A 17,284-nucleotide genomic window follows, 5' to 3' on the forward strand; every position below is an offset into this window, starting at 1 on the left:
GAAAAAAGGAAGAGGGCAAGCACAGTATGAGCATACTGAATGCAATAAAGAACAAACTGGCGCTCAGGATTGCCGCAGTCATCAGGGATAGGTCAAAATATATGGACAGGAATAAGGCGCAGATCTAGAAAAGACCAGACCCGGGAAAAAGAAATATCGGCCAAGTGGGCTAAAAAGTTATTCTGAAAAATTTTGAGCCATCAAGCTCTAAAAATTTTTTGGAAATAACTTTTTGGATAGGAAAACTATTGAAGGAAAAAAGTAAAAAAATAGTTGGTTTAATCATAACAATCATTGCGAAAGGTTTTCCGTCATTGCGGGAAGTTTTATCCGTCATTGCGAGGAGGAACGACGAAGCAATCTTCAAACCGTGTCATCCTGAGCTGCGTCGAAGGATCTGTACCTTGGCCAACATGTAGATGCTTCGACTTCGCTCAGCATGACATGCGGAAAGATTGCTTCGTTCCTCGCAATGACGGAGGTCCTCGCAATGACGGAGGTCCTCACAAAAAATCTATTTTATATTAACCTTAGTAACTTCCCCCTTGATATCCACATTTGGGAACTCCTTATCAAAATCAATAGCCACATCCGCAGAATCCACCGTTCCATTTCCATCTGAATCCCAATCTAAATCCACATAATACTTAATCACATCCGATTCTTTCACCGCTGGCTGAATCATCGCCTTATGATTATTAGGCAAATGGAAATTTACAGTAAATGGAAAAGTGCTTGCTTCAAATGTAGTTGAGGTGATTTCCGTTGCTGCCGCATCCGCCAAATGTTCTGGAATAGCATAAAGTGTTGCCTTTCCTTGATTATTCTTAATCTCATTTTTGCTTGTCCCAACAAATTCTACCTTAACGAAATTAGAATCTGCTGTCACTTGACCATCTGCTGAACTGGTATCTTCTGTGTTTTTCTTTTGATTAACACAACTGGCTAATGCACCTACTGCCAAAGCTCCAAAAATCATTAGTTTTTTCATAAAATACTTTGTTTTAATATTTAAACTTAAAAATATATAAATTATTATATTATGTATTAAAATATTTAATTAAATAATATTTGTTTAATATCTGTCCTAGCTTTTCACACATCTACCTATATTTGCAGCATAATTTTCAAGGCATGTCTCTATTACAACTCCCTAATATTAAGGAAATAAATTTAAAAAACGAGATACTAGCAGGGTTAACAGTGGCGATGACCATGATACCTGAATCTTTATCTTTCGCCATTTTAGCAGGCTTGTCTCCTATTACCGGTTTATATGCAGCATTCCTTATGGGTTTGATCACAGCTGTTTTAGGGGGCAGACCAGGGATGGTCTCCGGGGGAGCTGGAGCTACGGTCATCGTATTAATTGCTCTTGCAGCAACTCATGGTGTGGAATACTTATTTGCCGCAGTGGCTTTGGCTGGAGTCTTTCAAATCCTGGTCGGAGCTTTTCGCCTGGGAAAATTTGTGCGTTTAATCCCTCAACCCGTTATGTTTGGATTCCTGAACGGATTAGCTGTGGTCATCTTTATGGCCCAGATTGCCCAATTCAAAACACCAGTTAATGGTGTTATGGAATGGATGGCTGGCGCTCAACTATGGACCATGTTGGGACTTACAGGGTTAACCGTTTTGTTGGTATTATTGATCCCTAAGGTTACTAAAGCTATTCCGGCCTCATTGATCGCCATATTATTGATCTTTGGTTTGGTGCAATTAACAGGGATTGATACCAAGATTGTGATGGATATTGCTTCAGTTTCCGGATCCTTTCCTAGCTTTCATATTCCAAATGTGCCTTTTACCCTGGAAACATTGGAAATAATTTTCCCATATGCGTTGGTGATGGCAGCAGTTGGATTAATCGAGTCTTTATTGACATTAAGCATGGTCGATGAATTGACCAACAGTAAAGGTAGTTCGAATAAAGAATCGATCGCCCAAGGTACGGCCAATATAGTAAATGGCTTTTTTGCCGGAATGGGTGGTTGTGCTATGGTTGCCCAGACATTAGTGAATATATCTGCTGGTGCAAGAACGAAAATATCGGCAATTATTGGCGCATTGACCATCTTATTCGTGATTTTGGTGGGTGCTCCATTTATCGAAAGAATCCCAATGGCAGCATTGGTAGGTGTCATGATGATGGTGGCTATAACCACTTTCAAATGGGGATTTCTCAGGATGATCACTAAAATGCCAAAATCGGATATTTTTGTTGGGCTTTTGGTAGCTGCTATCACCGTCATTCTCCATAACCTGGCCTTAGCCGTATTTGTAGGCGTTATTATTTCTGCCTTAGTGTTTGCATGGGATAGTGCGGTTAGGATCAGGGCAAGAAAAACAACCGATGAATTTGGTAATAAGATTTATGAAATATATGGCCCCTTATTTTTTGGATCCACCAGCCATTTCCTAGATAAATTTCATTTGGAAGAAGATCCAGAACGGATCATTATAGATTTTAAAGAATCAAGAGTGGTGGATATGTCAGCGATCGATGCCTTGAACAAACTGACCAACAAATATGTCTTACAAGGAAAAACCGTGATATTAAGACATTTAAGTGAGGATTCTATTAAATTATTGGAAAATGCCAAGGGGATTATCGAGGTTAATATCCAAGAAGATCCAACCTACAAGGTCATGCCGGAGAAATAAAAGAAATCACTTAAATGCCTAAGATGATATTAATAAAACGCTAAATCTTATTTGAATTTAAATCAAGCGATTATCCGAAATGTCCGTTGATATAATTGGCGGTCATTTCATTAACAGGATTCCTAAATAGCTGAGCGGTAGGACCTTCTTCCTTAACCTCACCCAAATACATAAATACGGTTTTATCTGCAATACGTTGTGCCTGTTGCATATTGTGTGTCACAATAACAATCGTATATTTCTCTTTTAAATGGGTAATCAGATCTTCGATCTTTAAGGTGCTCACCGGATCCAGTGCAGAACAAGGTTCATCCATCAAAATAACCTCTGGACGTAAAGCCACGGCCCTCGCAATACAAAGGCGTTGCTGCTGACCACCGGATAATCTTGTGGCAGGCATCTTCAGATCGTTCTTTACCTCTTCCCATAAGAATGCTTCCCTTAATGCCTTTTCGATCACTGCTTTATCATGCGGAAGGTTATTGATCTTCAAGCCATAGGCAATATTCTCATAGATACTTTTAGGAAAAGGATTTGCTTTTTGAAACACCATTCCGATACGCTTTCTAATCTCCGTTACAGGTACTGTTTTCGAGTAAAGGTCCAATTCTTCCAATTGAAGCCTGCCATCAATTTTTGCATCAGGGGAAAGATCATGCATTCTATTAAAGGAACGCAATAAGGTACTTTTTCCACAACCGGAAGGCCCGATCAATGCGGTAATCTGATTTTCTGCAAAATTCACATTGATGTTGTTCAATACTTGTTTAGCACCAAAGCTGATATTTAGATTCTCTGCGAATAATTTAGTTTTCATTTTTTCTGTACTTGTAACGAATGTAAAATGCGGTTAGGTTCAAAAGAAAAACCACAATGATTAATACCAAGGCTGTACCATAAGCAATCGGACGAACCTCTTCGATAGACTGATGTTGGGTAGACAACATGTATAAATGGTAAGGCAATGCCATAAATTCCTGATTGATGAAACCGGAGGTTCCATTGATATAAAAAGCTGCACCTGTAAAAAGGATGGGTGCGGTCTCTCCTGCTGCCCTGGATAAGGTCAATACAACCCCTGTAAGGATCCCCGACATGGCCGAAGGAAGAACGACATCTTTTATAGTCTCAAATTTAGTGGCACCAACGGCCAATGCTGCTTCACGTGTACTGTTCGGGATACGCATCAATGCTTCTTCCGTTGTCGTGATGATATAGGGTAAGGATAATAATCCCAACGTAAGACCTGCTGCAACCAAAGAAGTACCGAATTGTAAAGCCTGAACAAATAAAGCCAAACCGAATAAACCATAAATAATGGAAGGCACTCCCGATAAGTTACGGATGGATGCTCTAATGGTACGGGTCAACCAATTATCTTCCGCATACTCATGGAGATAAATGGCACAACAGACCCCAAAAGGAATGGCAAAGATAGAGGTGATCAAGGTCAGCAAAACCGTACCGATGATCGGAGTTATTATTCCACCTTTGGTCATACCTTCCGATGGAACCTGCGTCACGAAATCCCAGGAAAGGACGCTAGACCCTTTGGAAATGATTTCCCAAAGTACAACAACCAAAAAGAAACATACCAATAAGGTACTGATCAATAAAGTACCCCATTCAATGATACTGGAAAATCTAAAAGTCTTACTGCGCATGGTACTTTCTGAAACGGTTAATAAAATATTCTCCCAATAGATTCGCGCCCAAGGTCATGATGAATAATACCGTGGCAATGGCGTATAGTGCGAAATAATGGGTAGTTTGATAAGGCACCTCTCCCATCTCAATGGCAATGGTTGCCGTCATTGTTTTTACGGAATCGAACATGCTGCTCGGTAAAATGGAGGCATTTCCGGTAGCCATCAATACCGTCATGGTTTCACCTATGGCACGTCCAACGCCCAACATCACCGCAGCAATAATACCTGGGGCAGCTGCTGGAATAACCACATTCAATAAAGTTTGCCATTTGGTAGCTCCAACCCCATAACTTGCTTCTTTATATGTTTTTGGCACGGCGTGTATTGCATCTTCTGCTACGGTAATAATGGTTGGAAGTGCCATTACTGCCAACAGGATAGCACCATTCAACGCATTCAATCCGTTGGAAAGATCGGCTAAACTGGCGATTCCTGGGCTTACCACCACAATACCCAAGAATCCGATTACAACCGATGGTATGGCGGCCAACATTTCAATGGTCGGTTTAAGAATATTCTTCAATCTTGGACTGGCGTATTCCGCAATAAAAGCGGCTGTACCAATACCTAGAGGTATGGCGATGATCATGGCGCCAAACGTAACGATGGTGGTGCTGATGATCAAAGGTAACATACCGTATTTTGGCACTTTCCCAGTTGGATTCCATTCCATACCGGTGATAAAATCCAAAGGTTTTACATCCAGGAAGAAGGAAAAGGAATTATAGATCAACATGGCAAGGATTCCGCCTAAAAGCGCCAATACCAAAAATCCTGTTGCTTTAAAAATGTATTTAAAAACAACATCTAGCGAAAGTCTAGCCTTATATTTCATTTTTTTGATTTTCTAGGATATAATAACCATGGTCTGAAATCAACTGTCGTCCAGATTCACTACGTTCGAAATTGATGAACGGACGGACTTTCTCCCAGGAATCAGCGAGGATAAATTGATATAATGGTCTTTGGAAAAAATACGTACCGGCATTGATGGCGCTCTGATCTAAAGGCGAGATGGCACCCAACTCCTCTTTATCTTTGATTTTCAGAATCTTAACACCTTGACTAGCGGAAGGATCATGGGCAACATATCCGGCACCAACATATCCAATCCCCGTTTTGTCAGCTTTAACACCTTCCAAAATCTGGGCATTCCCCGTCATTTCTTTGGCAGCATTGGTGAACTCCATCTTCAATTTTTTCTTGACGAAGGAGTGGGTACCAGAACTGCTCTGTCTACCGTAAATATTGATGGGATATTTGAATTCTGTTATTTCAGACCAATTTTTAATCTCACCTGAAAGAATTTTTGATAAGGTTTCTGTGTCGATTTCATCCAAAGGCAGGTCTTTATGGACTACAAAAGCAGTGGCATCCTCTGCGAATACGACTGTTTTGATCGCAATGTTCAAATCTTTGAACTGTTGCTTTTCTTCCTCCGATAAGGGGCGAGAAGAATTGGCAATGTCAGCTTGGCCATTCATCAAGGATGTAATCCCTAATCCTGAACCACCACCGGAAATCGCTATGCTAAAAGTTGGATCTAGTTTGGTAAAGTTCTCAGCAAGATTAACAGCTAGGTTAACCTCCGTATCCGATCCTTTCATTTTGATGGAGTTCGTGTTGTTACTACAGCTAGTTAAACTTAAAACTCCTAAGAGGCAAATTATTGTCCCCTCTATTAAAGACCTTTTTTTCATCCCCACAAAATTGACAAATCAATATTAACACAATGTTAAGGGATTATTAACGTATCCTTGTGTGTTTGGATTTATGTTAGAGGAATGTAAAAAAGTTATTAATAGAATATTAATAAGGGTCATTGGGAAGGGCAGCGTCAATGGGAGAAATTACGTCATTGCGAGGTAATACGTCATTGCGAAGTATTACGTCATTGCGAGGAACGAAGCAATCTTTCTCTTTATTAAACATGTGTATCACCTTTGTCATCCTGAGCAACGTCGAAGGATCTGCACGGGTACCACATGTAGATGCTTCGACTTCGCTCAGCATGACATGGCTAAAGATTGCTTCGTCGTACCTCCTCGCAATGACGCGAAGCCTACTTCCTGATATTCTCTTTCGTCAGATCAATCAAACCCTGTTTCAGTTTTTCAGATCCAAAATCCATCATCCCTACATGCTTTCCTACAATATCACCATTCTTTGCCAACACCACGGTAACCGGAATAGATTCACTTGCCAGTTCTGCCGGTAGTGGCGAATCCAACGTATACAAAAGAAGTGTATACTTATTCTTTGCCATGAATTTTGCTGCCTTATCAATATCCTGATCCACCTCTATAGCCATAAAAACAATATCCTTTTCACCAGCAAGCTCCTTACTTAATTTTTGAAGAGAAGGCAACTCTTTAATACATGGCGGACACCAAGTCGCCCAAAAATTCATCACGACAACCTTCCCTTTCAAATCCTTTAACGAAACGGTCTCGCCATTGATATTCTTAAAGCTGGCCTGCATATCTGAAACCGCTTGGCCCTCCACTTGCCCTTCCACTTGCCCCTTAGAATGTCCTTCCACCTGGCCAGCTTCCATCCCTGCTGCTTCCGCACCCGCAACCTGCTCCACATCCTCATTCCCCAAGGAATCCTTTGAAACACTTCCCTTATTGTTTTCCGCATTTCCACATGACCAAGTCATGAAAACCATTGCCAGCGCAACGATACTTAGATTTAATTTTTTCATTATTTAAATTTCTATAGATTATTTTAATATCTGAACTTTTTGACCATTAATTATTTCTTCGGAAGCCTTTTTCAATAATACTTCCTCTCCTGTTAGGTTGGCAAAGATCTCCACTTTCCCATCCAGCTCCTGTCCAATTTTAACCGGAATACGCTGCACCTCCTGCCGATCATTCAATCCTAGAACAAAAATCCCAGATTGACTATGTATCACAGCTTGCTGAGGTACAAAAAAAGTAGGCCTCTCTCTCTTCAAATGCAGCTTCACATCCGCGTAATCCCCACCATTCAATCTCCCGTCCTGATTAGGAATTTCAAATTCCAGGGCCAAGGCCTTTGTCACTGGATCGATCACCTTCGCATTCCGCTTCACCCGTGCTTCAAAACTACTTTCTGGCGAACCCAACACGGAAAAGACTGCCCTTGTACTATCCGAAATAGCTTGTGCATGAACTTCAGGAACAGTAACCTTTAATTTAAGCCTGTCGTTTTCCACCAAACGGAAGATAGGTATACCCGTATCTCCAATCAGTGCACCAATAGAATAATTTCGGCTGGTAATGATGCCGGAAAAAGGTGCCCTCACTACCAGATATTCTTTAAGTTGTGCAGTTTTTCGATGTGAAAACCTACTTTCCTGAACTGCCGAACTATCCCGTAATAAATTCCCATAAGCCTGTTCCAATTCCAAGGCAGAAACCGCACCTGGCTGATTCTGGGAAACTTTCCGAATCCGCTCATATCGTTGTTTACTTACCGCAAGATTCGCCTCCAGTTGTTGCGATCTCGCTAAATCTGCGGTAGATTGCAGATCCATTTCGGGCGCTTCCAGCGTCGCTAAAACCTGTCCCTTACGCACCTTATCCCCAACATCTACATGAATCCTTTTTACAAATCCCTTCACCTTGGCATACACATCCAAACTTTCATTGGGTTCCAAGGCGCCTGGTAATTTCAGGATAAAGGATGGATGAAGTTTCTCAGGTTGTATAACCTCCACTTTCAATGCCTGGTGAACTTGCTCCTGTTTGGGTTCTTTGCTCGGAGCCTGACATCCAGCCAATAGCAAAATGCCCGCAAAAAAATATACTATTTTCATGTTTTTAACCTTCATAAAATTTACTGTTCAAATCCTCAGGATCCAGCGATGGATCCATATAGCTTGCTTTTTTCATGATCTTCCCGAAGATCATCGGTAGAATCAGAAGAATGACCACGGTGGAACTTAACAGACCTCCAATCACGGCTTGACCCAATGGCGCCACCTGTTCGCCGCCATCGCCCATTCCCAATGCCATAGGCAACATACCGCCAAGCATGGCCATAGCTGTCATCAGAATGGGACGAAAACGAGACCTTGCTGATAATAGTACTGCGCTAGAAGCAGATAAATTCAATTTCTTTCGATTCCATTCTGCCTGATTCACCAATAACACCGCATTCGAAATCGATACCCCAATGGACATAATAATCCCCATGTAGGATTGCAGATTCAAGGTACTTCCGCCTATCCAGATCATCAGCCCGCTCCCCGCGATCACCGCTGGTACAACGGTCAATATAATAAGAGCTATTCGAAGCGATTGGTAATAGGCCGACATCATAAAGAAAATCAACACGATGGCGATGGACAAACCCGATAATAACCCCATTAAGGTCTCCTCCAACAAGACTGTTGATCCTTCCTTCCAAACACGAACACCCTTTTCGGGTTCGCCTACCTTTTCCAATACTTCATTTATCATCCTATTGGCAGCACCCAGATCTTTTTCATGTACATCAGCGATGATACTCACATAGCGATTCGGTCCCCGACGATTAACCTGCGCCGGCATTTCCTTTGCCGTAATCGTTGCGATATCGGCCAACAAAGGAAAGGAACTGCCCTTTTTCACAGGAATGGCCTTCAGATCCTCTACAGTTTGGATAAGATTTTCCGGCACCTGAACCTGTACCTGGAACACCAGTCCTGACCGTGGATCTACCCATAAATTCTTATCGGTAAACCGGGTGGAAGATGTCGTAGCAGAAATATTTCGGGAAACCTCCTGAACCGTCAGATCAAAATCCGCCAATCGTTTCCGGTCGATCTTGATATCAATACTAGGATAGTTAATGGGCTCTGCAATCTGGAGATCCCTAATAAAAGGATACTCGGCCATCAAGTCTTTAATCTTTTGCGCATGCTTAGCAGCCGTTTTCAATTGACCTGCACTTACCTTGACCTCAACTGGACTCATCGACCCTTGGCTAATGATTTTTTCCATCAATTCAATGGGTTCAAAATTAAAATTGACTGCTGGATAGCGCTCTTTCAAATGGTTCCGCACAAATTCTTTAAACTCATCGGTACCCATTTCCAATTTCTTTTTATCCATGGAAAGCTGCAGCACCGCTTCGCCCGTACTATTGGTAAATAGGAAGATAGGATTGATAGGATTTGCAGAAGGGTGCATCCCAATGAAAGCGGAACTGATTTTCAGGCTGTTTGCCGGCAAAGCTTCTTGAATGCTTCGGGTCAATTGTTTTACGGTTTCTTCGGTACGTTCTAATCTGGTCCCATTTGGCATCCGAATTCTTAATTGAAAATCACCCCCTTCAGATTTAGGCATGATCTCGGTTCCCAACATACTGATCGTCAATACCAATAATAAGCTGGCAACAGAAAAATAACCCGCAATCCTCCAGCCTGAGTTCTTAAAACCTCGGCGCAGATGGTATTGGTACCGGATTGATAGCTTTTCCAAAAAGGATTTCTTTTTCCTTTTATGAGGTTTAAACTTCATGATCCAATTGGCCATGATGGGCACAAAAGTCTGCGAAGCGATAAAAGAAGCAATCATAGCAAATGCTACAGCCATGGATAAAGGCATGAACATATCCCTAGGGATCCCTTCCATCAATAAGGCCGGGGTGAGCACGGCAAGGATACTGAGCAGAATCAATAATTTCGCGGTGGATATTTCCAACAAGGCATCCAGTATCGCTCTTGACTTCTGTTTTCCCATTTCCAGGTGCTGGTGTATATTCTCAATCGTCACGGTAGCCTCATCGACGAGGATACCGATCGAAAGTGCTAAACCCGAAAGCGTCATGATATTAATGCTTTGTCCGAAAAAATGGAGCGTTACAACACTTGATAGGATAGCGATCGGAATCGTCAGGATTACGATCAAGGAGCCACGAGAATCACCAAGGAACAAAAACACCATCAATCCGGTTAACAATGCGCCAAGCACCCCTTCGAAAATCAAATTGGACAAAGATCTTTCAATGTAGATCGATTGATCGAAGGCATAATTTATCTTGACGCCATCGGGAAGTAGATTTTCCAGCATGGGCAAGGCATTCTTGAGGTTTTCCACCGCATCTAAGGTAGAGGCATCCGGCTTTTTAATGATCGGGAGATAGACCGATCGTTTGCCATTGATAACCGCATAGCCTACTGTCTGATCGGCAGCATCCATAACCGTGGCAACATCGCCCACAAAAATGGTCCTTCCGGCTAGCTTTTTAATGGGAGTTTCCAGAAACTCCGAAATCCCCGAAGAAATACTGTTCATCGGCGCCATCAGGTTTTTATCACCGATCCGAACATTGCCCGCAGGAGATGGAATGGAATTCTTGGTGATCGCCAAGGTGATTTCCTCCGGACTTAATCCTGCCGCTTTCATCCGTTGAGGGTCAATATTGACCACCAAACTGCGCATGTTCCCGCCAAAAGGTGCCGGAGCTGTAATCCCGGGAATATTGACAAACATGGGTCGGACCTTCGTGATCGCCATGGTTTGCAGTTCTGTTACCGAATGTTGATCGGAATCAAAGACCAATTGACCAACGGGTAGCGAACTGGCATCAAAGCGAACGACCATCGGCGGTACTGCACCCGCAGGAAGAAAGCCCATCGCCCTTGAAACCTGCATACTGATCTCTGCAGATGCCTGAGACATATCGGTTCCTGGATAGAAAGTCAGCTTCATAAGGGTAAGTCCTTGCACACTTTTAAAATCCAACTCCTTGACTCCGTTCACAAAAAGTAGCACCTTCTGAAATTCATTGGCCATAAACCCATCCATATAAGCTGGAGATAGCCCCCCATAAGGCATGGCAATGTACATGGCCGGCGATTCAATCTCTGGAAAGATATCCACTTTTAATTTTTTTATTACTGGCCATGAAAAGTAGACAACTGCAAGTACGAACATGATCACAGCTACTGGTTTTCGTAGGCCTAATCGTATTAAATTCATATCCTATCCGTTGAAATGATTAAAAAATAAGCTGAAATCAGCTCGTTGATAACTCCATGAAATAAGTAGTTTCCAATAATCCCGATAGGCATTCACTTCTTTGAGTGAGGTTTGCAATAGCATGTCCTGAACTTGCAACAATTCCGTCAGATTGATAAGCCCGCCCTCATAGCGCGTGCGGTACATCTCCTGTGCTTTTTCCGCATCTTGCATACTTTTTCTCGCAAGGTTCATACTGGTTTCTGCAGCAAGTACCTGCGCTTCCAAATCAGCTGAAACGGCCTCCTGTTTGGCTTTCAATAATACTGTGGCATAGCTTTTTTCCTGATACTTTATTTGCGCATATTTTTTATCAGAAGCCCCTTTTAGAAACTGCTGAAAGTTCCAGGTAACTCCTACACCAAGAAAATAATTATTGGAAAACCGATCGTACAATTGCCCATAATTCGCACGTATTTCCCCGGCCGAATTCATCGAGGAACTACGGTTCGATAAACCACCGAGCAATAAGAACCTGGGTAATTTTTCCTTTTCATGCCGTTGCTGAACTAACGCTAATCGGTTCAAGGCCGCTAATTCCATGTTGATTTCCGGATGGATAAGCGAATCTTGAGGTACCCGATTGACAACCATCATGAATTTTCTCCCATTTCGATCATTGGTCCAATCCACCTCTTGCCCAATAAACTCTTTCAATAAGAATTTTGCGCCCTCCTTTCTTCCTTGAAGCAGGGTGAGATTGCTTTCCATCTGATGTAAAGCAGATTTAGCGATCAGCGAATCCGCAGCAGGTTTTATCCCAGCTTCCGCCAGGTTTCGGCTAATGGACAACATCAGGCGATAGTGTTTTAGCTGTTGTGTATACCATGTCACCATAACCTCTAAATACTGGAGGTTCATAAATCGAGCGATCAACTGCTCTTGGAGCTGAAGTTCAAATAGTGATTCCTTCAATACGGATTGACGAACTTGGGCATGACCAATCTGTTTATCTAGATCCCGTTTCCCAAAACGAAGAAAATCCCAGGTCATGATACCGGATAAATAATGATTGAAAAGATGCTTATCACCTTGAATAGCATCACTGGCATTTACATTGACAATACCCGCCAAAGGTATAAAAGCACCCGTACCACCTTCAGCAGTACTGAGGCCTTGTTGGAATTGTATTTGGACCTGAGGTTTATAAAGTAGCAAGCGGGCTAGACTATCCTGCTTTGCCAATAAGATTCCTTGCTTTTTCTCCTCAAATCCTTTATAATATTGCTTGGTGCTCTCCCAGATCGCTTGCAGATCCTGCGCAGAGGCAGCATTTGCAATCCATAGAAAAAACAACAGCAACATGTTTTTCTTCTTTAAAAACATAGTTGTATTTAAATAAAATGGTAAAAGAATGATATAATAAATGGGGGGATTAGGATAAAATTATCCTAAAGCAAAGAGGCCTAAATATTCAATCTATTGAGTTGAATTAAGGAAGGGTTGAGGTTCAGTTTGGTTGTATCCCATGCATATTCCACTTTTTCACGAGGGTTCATGAAATAAGCGAAAAGGAATACCAATCCTAACGCGATTAAAGCTGGTTGGAATTGAACCTCCGCATGATGCATCTTCGATCCATTGAAGAGTTCTGTGGAAGAACTACATTCCAGTGTGGTCTGCTCCATCAAATTTTCAAATCGAAGCGATTTATTGTTTCGGTTTTCGATGCTCTGCTCTTGGCCGAAACTTTGTTTGATGGAAGCCTTCAACGGACAAGACGTCAATACGAAGACCAGAAAAATGCCCAGCACCTTGGCTAGCATTCCGATCTGTAATGTTGACTTGTTTAATGTTTCCAGCATATGACAAAGATAAGAATTAAATCAATACCCTGATTTCGTTTCGTAAAAGAACAATTTTATCCTCATGCTCCAGTTTTTTAAGGATCCGAGAAATTACAACCCTAGAGCTGTTCAGATCTGAAGCCATCTCCTGATGGGTTAAAGTCAAGATCCGATCATTCGTAAGCTTCACCTTTTCTTTGAGGTAGTTCAATATGCGTTCTTCCATATTGGAAAATGCCAAATTATCTATGGCACCCAACATTTCATTCATTCGAGAAGAATAGCTGTTGAGGATAAAATTTCGCCAGGAATTATATTTGACCATCCAATCGTTGAGAAAATGGTTGGGGATCATGGCTACCGTGGTAGGCATTTCTGCCTGTGCACGGATTTCACTTTTTTTATTTCCCATGCAGCAGGCAATGGACATGGTACAGGTTTCCCCTTGTGCCAGGTAATACAAAAGTACTTCACCCCTTTCTTCATCCTCGCGCACAATTTTTATAGCGCCAGACAACAATAAGGGCATAGACCGGATATATTGACCGATATCGACAATAATATCCCCTGCATCAAACTCTTTAATCAAAGCAACCGCCTCAATCTCTTCGATTAAGGCGGGCTCTAAAATTCCGCTATAGGCATTTTCAATGATGTTCATCAAATGCTATGCTGGGGTCGTTGTTTTACCTTTAGCTTTCCAATCCAGGAAACTTCCGGCGTAATTATAAAGGTTTTCAAACCCATTTTTCTCCAAATAGGAGTATGCAATAGTTGCTCGATCACCTGACTGGCATTGAATAATGATATCCTTATCCTTCAGGTCGTTTGGCAATTGTTTTCTTAAGCTTCCGATAAAACGATGCTCTGCTCCTGGAATATGTGCATTCTTGAATTCTGATCTACTCCGAACATCCAGCAGTACAGTATCTTCCTGATCTTTCTTGGATTCTACTTCATCGGCCTCCAACAGCTTAGTTGGCACTAATTCTTCGCCAGCTAGATTGGTTACAAATGCCTTGATATTATCCAAACCAATTCGCATCAGTTTCCGTGTAATTTCTTCCTGCGCGCCTTCATCTGCAATGATGACCAGATTTTCATCATAGCCGATCATCCAGCCTGCCCAATTTGCTAATGCTTTATTGTTTTGGATGTTTATTGCCCCTTTGATATGTCCTTTAGCAAATTCATTTTTATGTCGGGTATCAATCAGGGTAACCGGTTGATGCTGCTGCGCTTCCTCTAGGGATACGGTAGGATGTTCCGGTACTTCCACCAAGAGTGGCCTATTCACCTTATTTAATTTTTTCATCATGGCGAAGTAATAAGGTGCTTCTGGCTGATCACTCAACAGGTAATTCTTGAAGCCTTCATAGTCATCTCCATATTGAAAAGCCCAATTACGTAGTTTTTCATAACCCACCGTGCTACTCGGTACGGAACCCAAGGCTTTTCCACAGGCAGATCCTGCCCCGTGGCCTGGCCATACCTGAACATAATCCGGTAATTCTGCAAAGCGTTTTAAGGAGTTGAACATCTGCTCCGCCCCGATTTCTTTGGTTCCAACCAAGCCTGCAGCCTCTTCCAACAAGTCAGGTCTACCGATGTCACCGACAAACACAAAGTCACCTGTGAAAATCATGACAGGCTCATCAGAAGCCGGATGATCACGTAATATAAAGCTGATGCTTTCTGGCGTGTGGCCGGGTGTATGCATCACTGTCAAGGAAAGATTTCCTACCGTGATTTTATCACCCTCTTTCAATCCTACATGCGGAAATTCATATTGCCAATTTTCTCCACCTTCATCAGAAAGGTATAATTGAGCGCCGGTTGCTGCAGCCAATTCGCGAGATCCGGCCAAAAAATCAGCATGTATATGGGTTTCAGCTATATGGGTGATTTTCATGTTGTTCTGTTTGGCAATCTCCAGATAAACATCCACATCCCGTTGGGCATCAATTACAATGGCTTCATTCTTTGCTTGGCATCCAATAAAATAACTTGCTTGTGCAAGGGTCTTGTCATATACTTGTTGAAAAAACATAAACTCTCCTTAATTATTTTTAATTATACAAATTTAATTTGAATTGGGAAGATTCTTAGTTACTTATGTTACAGACAAAATATTAATGAGGTAATTTATCTTTCACCATTCCATAAATATAGGTTCCCAATACAGCAAAGACAGCGACAATGATCATCGGATATACACCTGCACCGATCAAAACAAATATGGGTCCCGGACATGCACCAACCAATGCCCACCCCAATCCGAATAAGATACCACCGATCAGGTATCTGGGGATGGATTTAGCTTTCGGAGGAATCACGATGGCATTTCCATCCACATCTTTCTTTTGATTCCTTTTGATGATCTGAAAGGCAATTACACCAATTATCAGCGCAGTACCTATAAAACCATACATGTGGAAGGATTGGAAATTGAACATTTCATAGATTCTAAACCAAGATGCAGCTTCGGCTTTATACATCGCCATACCAAATACCACACCTAATAATATATATATCAATTTTCTCATCGCTTAAAAAATAAAAGGGAATAAAACATGAACCATGATCAAACCGCCAATGAAGAAACCCATCACGGCAACCAAAGAAGGCCATTGCAGGTCGCTTAATCCGGAAATGGCATGTCCCGAAGTACAACCACCGGCATAGCGGGTTCCAAAACCGATCAACAAACCACCTATTGCTAATAAAATGATGTTCTTAACCGATAAATCCCCAAAGATTTCAGTTGGCGCATAGGCCGTACCTGCGCTTTCAAAGCCCATACCCCTCAATTGCGTAACGGTAGTATCTGAAATGGCTGGAATCTGATCATTGGATAGATAATGTGCGGATAGAAACCCGCCAAGCACCGCACCGACTAAGAACAGCAGGTTCCATTGTTGTGATTTCCAATTGAAATCAAAAAAGCTACAACTTTTTCCTGCGCCAATCATGGAACAGATATTTCGAAAATTGGAAGAGAATCCGAAGCTCTTCCCTAAAAAAACGAGGGCTACCATGACCAAAGCCACGATCGCTCCTCCGACATACCAAGGCCAAGGCCCCATTAGTAATTCCATAGTTTTAAAATATTTTACGCAAAGGTAGCTACTTCCTCCTCCCCGTTCGGTAACCTAAGTTACGAAAAGTATATTCACCGATAAATTATAGTCAATTACCGAAAAATGACGTGGATTGACCTATTTATCTGCTTGGTTTTGTTTAACTTCAAGTACTTTTGGATATAAATTAAAAGCGAAAGCAAATAGATTAAACAATAAAAACGATAAAGTTATGTCAATTAAAGAAACATTCACCGTAACAGGCGAGAACTTATTAAAAAGAATCAAAGAATTAATTGCAGAAGGCAATGTTACAAAAATCACGATTACCGATAAAAACGGTAAAGAGATCATGAATTTCCCAGTTACCTTGGGTGTCATAGGTGTGGTTTTAGCACCTATCTTCGCAGCTGTAGGCGCTATTGCGGCCTTATTAACAGAATGTAAGATTACTGTTGAACGTACCGATAAAGCAGCAGAAACAGAAGAAAACCCAGAAGTACCGGTAACTCCTCCAACGGAAGAAAAATCGGAAGGTACGACGATCGAAGTTCATTAATCGACACGCACTAATTTTTAGATTATTAAGGAAAAAGAGGCTGTCTAAAAAGGTCTCTTAAAAGAGAACCCCGTCATTAAAAAATGGCGGGGTTTTTCTGTTTTTTGTCCTCAAGATTTTGTATCTTAAGGTGCAACCAAAAAACAATATGGCAAACATACAATTCAAAGCGCTTCCATCCAATAGTCCTATTCTTTTTCCTGAGAATATTTTAGACCGTATCCCCTTGAACCATCCTGTTCGGTTGGTGAGCCAGGTTGTTGACCAGTTGGATCTGGAACATATCATCCGTCAGTATAAAGGAGGGGGAACGACCAGTTTCCATCCCAGGATGCTCATTAAGGTACTGTTCTACGCGTATCTGAGCAATATCTATTCTTGCCGCAAGATCGAGCGCGCCCTGCACGAGAACATCCATTTCATGTGGCTTTCGGGCAACAGTACACCGGATTACCGTACGATCAATTATTTCAGGGGAAAGCGTCTTAAG

At 41.8% G+C, this 17,284-nt stretch carries 17 protein-coding genes; 3 read left to right on the top strand and 14 right to left on the bottom strand.

Features of this window, described 5'->3' with window-relative positions; translation table 11 throughout:
• Nucleotides 1–514: 514 nt before the first annotated feature.
• Nucleotides 515–991, bottom strand: a complete 477-nt coding sequence (locus tag CRJ00_RS14030; RefSeq protein ID WP_099367394.1) for a hypothetical protein — start codon at nt 989–991, stop codon at nt 515–517.
• Between the two features lie 143 nt (nt 992–1,134).
• Between CRJ00_RS14030 and CRJ00_RS14035 the strand changes: the two genes are divergently transcribed.
• Nucleotides 1,135–2,664, top strand: a complete 1,530-nt coding sequence (locus CRJ00_RS14035; RefSeq protein WP_099367395.1) for a SulP family inorganic anion transporter — start codon at nt 1,135–1,137, stop codon at nt 2,662–2,664.
• A gap of 70 nt (nt 2,665–2,734) precedes the next feature.
• Here CRJ00_RS14035 and pstB read toward each other — a convergent pair whose 3' ends face one another.
• The 13 genes from pstB to CRJ00_RS14100 all read right to left on the bottom strand — a co-directional run bounded on the left by pstB (nt 2,735) and on the right by CRJ00_RS14100 (nt 16,253).
• A complete protein-coding gene (gene pstB, locus CRJ00_RS14040) occupies nt 2,735–3,481 on the bottom strand; it encodes a phosphate ABC transporter ATP-binding protein PstB (protein ID WP_099367396.1) in 747 nt (248 codons plus the stop codon).
• A complete protein-coding gene (gene pstA, locus CRJ00_RS14045) occupies nt 3,471–4,328 on the bottom strand; it encodes a phosphate ABC transporter permease PstA (RefSeq protein ID WP_099367397.1) in 858 nt (285 codons plus the stop codon). Before pstA ends, pstB begins: the two co-directional genes overlap by 11 nt.
• Nucleotides 4,318–5,208, bottom strand: coding sequence for a phosphate ABC transporter permease subunit PstC (pstC, locus tag CRJ00_RS14050; RefSeq protein ID WP_099367398.1), 891 nt, complete (start codon nt 5,206–5,208; stop codon nt 4,318–4,320). Before pstC ends, pstA begins: the two co-directional genes overlap by 11 nt.
• Nucleotides 5,198–6,073, bottom strand: coding sequence for a substrate-binding domain-containing protein (locus tag CRJ00_RS14055; RefSeq protein WP_099367399.1), 876 nt, complete (start codon nt 6,071–6,073; stop codon nt 5,198–5,200). Before CRJ00_RS14055 ends, pstC begins: the two co-directional genes overlap by 11 nt.
• Nucleotides 6,074–6,435: 362 nt before the next feature.
• Nucleotides 6,436–7,080 (bottom strand): TlpA family protein disulfide reductase, encoded by a 645-nt coding sequence (locus CRJ00_RS14060; protein WP_099367400.1) that lies wholly within the window; start codon nt 7,078–7,080, stop codon nt 6,436–6,438.
• Between the two features lie 18 nt (nt 7,081–7,098).
• Nucleotides 7,099–8,178: an efflux RND transporter periplasmic adaptor subunit gene (locus CRJ00_RS14065; RefSeq protein WP_180268496.1), complete on the bottom strand. Its 1,080-nt coding sequence runs from the start codon at nt 8,176–8,178 to the stop codon at nt 7,099–7,101.
• Nucleotides 8,179–8,182: 4 nt separating this feature from the next.
• Entirely contained in the window at nt 8,183–11,329 is a 3,147-nt protein-coding gene (locus tag CRJ00_RS14070; RefSeq protein WP_099367402.1) for an efflux RND transporter permease subunit, read from the bottom strand.
• 3 nt (nt 11,330–11,332) lie between these two features.
• Nucleotides 11,333–12,694, bottom strand: a complete 1,362-nt coding sequence (locus CRJ00_RS14075; RefSeq protein WP_099367403.1) for a TolC family protein — start codon at nt 12,692–12,694, stop codon at nt 11,333–11,335.
• 80 nt (nt 12,695–12,774) lie between these two features.
• A complete protein-coding gene (locus tag CRJ00_RS14080) occupies nt 12,775–13,173 on the bottom strand; it encodes a hypothetical protein (protein WP_099367404.1) in 399 nt (132 codons plus the stop codon).
• 16 nt (nt 13,174–13,189) lie between these two features.
• Nucleotides 13,190–13,816 (bottom strand): Crp/Fnr family transcriptional regulator, encoded by a 627-nt coding sequence (locus tag CRJ00_RS14085; protein ID WP_099367405.1) that lies wholly within the window; start codon nt 13,814–13,816, stop codon nt 13,190–13,192.
• Between the two features lie 6 nt (nt 13,817–13,822).
• Nucleotides 13,823–15,205, bottom strand: a complete 1,383-nt coding sequence (locus tag CRJ00_RS14090; RefSeq protein ID WP_099367406.1) for an MBL fold metallo-hydrolase — start codon at nt 15,203–15,205, stop codon at nt 13,823–13,825.
• A gap of 82 nt (nt 15,206–15,287) precedes the next feature.
• Complete coding sequence (locus CRJ00_RS14095; RefSeq protein WP_099367407.1) at nt 15,288–15,701, bottom strand: DUF6691 family protein; 414 nt, start codon at nt 15,699–15,701, stop codon at nt 15,288–15,290.
• A gap of 3 nt (nt 15,702–15,704) precedes the next feature.
• Nucleotides 15,705–16,253, bottom strand: a complete 549-nt coding sequence (locus CRJ00_RS14100) for a YeeE/YedE family protein (protein ID WP_099367408.1) — start codon at nt 16,251–16,253, stop codon at nt 15,705–15,707.
• A gap of 214 nt (nt 16,254–16,467) precedes the next feature.
• Between CRJ00_RS14100 and CRJ00_RS14105 the strand changes: the two genes are divergently transcribed.
• Nucleotides 16,468–16,794 (top strand): DUF4342 domain-containing protein, encoded by a 327-nt coding sequence (locus CRJ00_RS14105; RefSeq protein WP_099367409.1) that lies wholly within the window; start codon nt 16,468–16,470, stop codon nt 16,792–16,794.
• 148 nt (nt 16,795–16,942) lie between these two features.
• Nucleotides 16,943–17,284, top strand: a 342-nt coding sequence (locus CRJ00_RS14110; protein ID WP_144038161.1) for a transposase, incomplete at its 3' end; no start/stop codon positions are given.

Origin of the sequence: Sphingobacterium sp. 1.A.4, from assembly GCF_002734245.1 — a bacterium.
GTDB lineage: Bacteria > Bacteroidota > Bacteroidia > Sphingobacteriales > Sphingobacteriaceae > Sphingobacterium > Sphingobacterium tenebrionis.